Raw genomic sequence first — 2,462 nt, forward strand, 5'->3', positions numbered from 1 at the left:
TTCTCCACCGCCCTCTGCGCTGCCTGCCCGCCGGCTACCGTATCCGCCGTTGAGCCGCCGGTTACGCCAACCGCCGCGCCGCCCAAACTTAAGATACTCGAAACCGTCTGTTTCTGCTCGGCGGTCAGTTTGCTGCCGTCTTTCTCGCCATACAGCCATTGGCTCACATACGGTGCCGCCGCCTCCGCCCCGCCTGCGCTTATCGCGGCGGTCAGGGCGTTGTTGTCGCCCGCTGCTGCCGTGGCGGCGGCGATTACGCCGTGGGCAACCGCGCGGGCGGTTTCTTGGGCGGCGGTTAATTCGGCGGCTTCGGTTTTGCCGCCAAGCAGGTTTTCTTGCGCCAATCCTTTGAAATACTGGCCGACGGCATAGGCCGCCGCAGGGCTGGCGGCAGCGGAAGCGATGCCCAAACCGCTCTCGGTCGGGGCGCTCAAGCCTGCTGCCAAGGAATTAAGTGCCAACTTGCCATACTGCCAGTTTGCCAATCGGCGGTCGTAATCTCTTTGGCTGATCCGGCCTTGTTCCAACTGCTCTTTTAGGCTGTCTAACCGTTTGTTGATTTCGGTATTGGCATACTGTACGTTTTAGCCGAACTGCTGTGTTACCTCCCGCTGTATGTCCAGCTCTTTCCGCACTTTGTCTTGGTCGAACGTGTTGTTCAGACGGCCTGAACCCTGTTCTGCGGTTTCGGTGCGGATGATGTAAGGCCGTCTGAAAAAAGATTGGGAATTTTTTCAGACGGCCTTGAGGGCTTGCAACGCGTGCGTGCCTGATGGCACTCACCCTACAGCTTGAATGGGCATTTGATGCAGGCTACGGCTTGCTAAAATTACCTGTTTTGGTTCCATTTTGATCAATAAATACACCAGACTCATCCTTTAAATAGCTTTCAGGAACTGCCCAATTCGCTCAGCGACAGCAACAAACCGTTATTCACTATCGTAGCCGCCGCCTGATTGGTGTTTCTTAGTTCGGCAATGGCGTTCAGATGGCACTCGTCGCCAGCGGCAGCTTTCCTTCTTTGACACGGGCTACAGCTTGCTATACTTGTTATATTTTTATGAAAATACTAACAATCAGAAAAATCAAAACAATCATAGCTAAAATAAAATTAACTCTTAATAATTTCAAATTTTTTTTATTTGAAATAGATCTCCTACCAAATAAAATTTTTAAAATTTTAAAATTCAAAGAACTAGAGTAGACAAAAAAATCTATTAAATTATAAATTTCTTTTTCCTCTTTAAATATTCTATATGAAACAAACAGATTTAAAATAGCCAAAACAATATAGATTACAAATAGAAAACCAAAAAAATAAGGAGATGAAATCATTTGTGGTTGTCCTTTGATTCTGAAAAGTTAATAGTCCATTGATAGCCAATATTTGCACCTGCAAAAGCTCCTGCTCCTGTGCCAACTTTACCGGTTACTATTAATGGCTGATTTCTCTCAAGATTTGCTCCAGCGCATACTCCAACTACAACTGCACCACCACCGGAGCTACACACTTCTGAGAAGAAACCGTCTTTTCTAGATTTATTAGAAGCAGACACCCCTACAAATCCTTCAACTCCATATCCTGCAGTACCTGCAGCAGTTATTGTTACACTTTTATCTTGATTAATAGTAACACTAATATTAGCACCAAGCCCCAAAGCTGCCGTTATTTCAGCAGTAATTGCAGCATTTGCTTTATACGCCTTTAACAACTCAAATAGTTTACTTTTCTCGGCAGCAGAACTATTTGCATTAACAACAAATTGCTGAACTTGTCGGTGTGCTATTTGTTGCAAACCACTTTGAGCATTTTGAGAAATTCCTAAATCTTGCATAGAGAAATTATTCTCCACCGCCCTCTGCGCTGCCTGCCCGCCGGCTACCGTATCCGCCGTTGAGCCGCCGGTTACGCCAACCGCCGCGCCGCCCAAACTTAAGATACTCGAAACCGTCTGTTTCTGCTCGGCGGTCAGTTTGCTGCCGTCTTTCTCGCCATACAGCCATTGGCTCACATACGGTGCCGCCGCCTCCGCCCCGCCTGCGCTTATCGCGGCGGTCAGGGCGTTGTTGTCGCCCGCTGCTGCCGTGGCGGCGGCGATTACGCCGTGGGCTACCGCGCGGGCGGTTTCTTGTGCGGCGGTTAATTCGGCGGTTTCGGTTTTGCCGACAAGCAGGTTTTCTTGTACCAATCCTTTGAAGTATTGGCCGACGGCGTAGGCTGCCGCAGGGCTGGCGGCGGCGGTTGCAATGCCCAAACCGCTCTCGGTCGGGGCGCTCAAGCCTGCTGCCAAGGAATTAAGTGCCAACTTGCCATACTGCCAGTTTGCCAATCGGCGGTCGTAATCTCTTTGGCTGATCCGGCCTTGTTCCAACTGCTCTTTTAGGCTGTCTAACCGTTTGTTGATTTCGGTATTGGCATACTGTACGTTTTAGCCGAACTGCTGTGTTACCTCCCGCTGTAT

General features: G+C 49.4%; 3 protein-coding genes. All 3 read right to left on the reverse strand.

What is annotated here, in order from left to right; genetic code table 11:
* On the reverse strand, window positions 1-527 hold a 527-nt coding region (locus tag NQ012_RS12760), incomplete at its 3' end, for a VENN motif pre-toxin domain-containing protein (protein WP_257067952.1).
* Window positions 528-1,050: 523 nt separating this feature from the next.
* On the reverse strand, window positions 1,051-1,335 hold the full coding sequence (locus NQ012_RS12765; protein WP_257067953.1) for a hypothetical protein: 285 nt from the start codon (window positions 1,333-1,335) through the stop codon (window positions 1,051-1,053).
* Window positions 1,332-2,255, reverse strand: a complete 924-nt coding sequence (locus tag NQ012_RS12770; RefSeq protein ID WP_257067954.1) for a VENN motif pre-toxin domain-containing protein — start codon at window positions 2,253-2,255, stop codon at window positions 1,332-1,334. The genes NQ012_RS12765 and NQ012_RS12770 overlap by 4 nt, the downstream gene beginning before the upstream one ends.
* Window positions 2,256-2,462: the final 207 nt, after the last annotated feature.

It is taken from the genome of Neisseria dentiae, from assembly GCF_024580525.1.
Taxonomy (GTDB): Bacteria; Pseudomonadota; Gammaproteobacteria; order Burkholderiales; family Neisseriaceae; genus Neisseria; species Neisseria dentiae_A.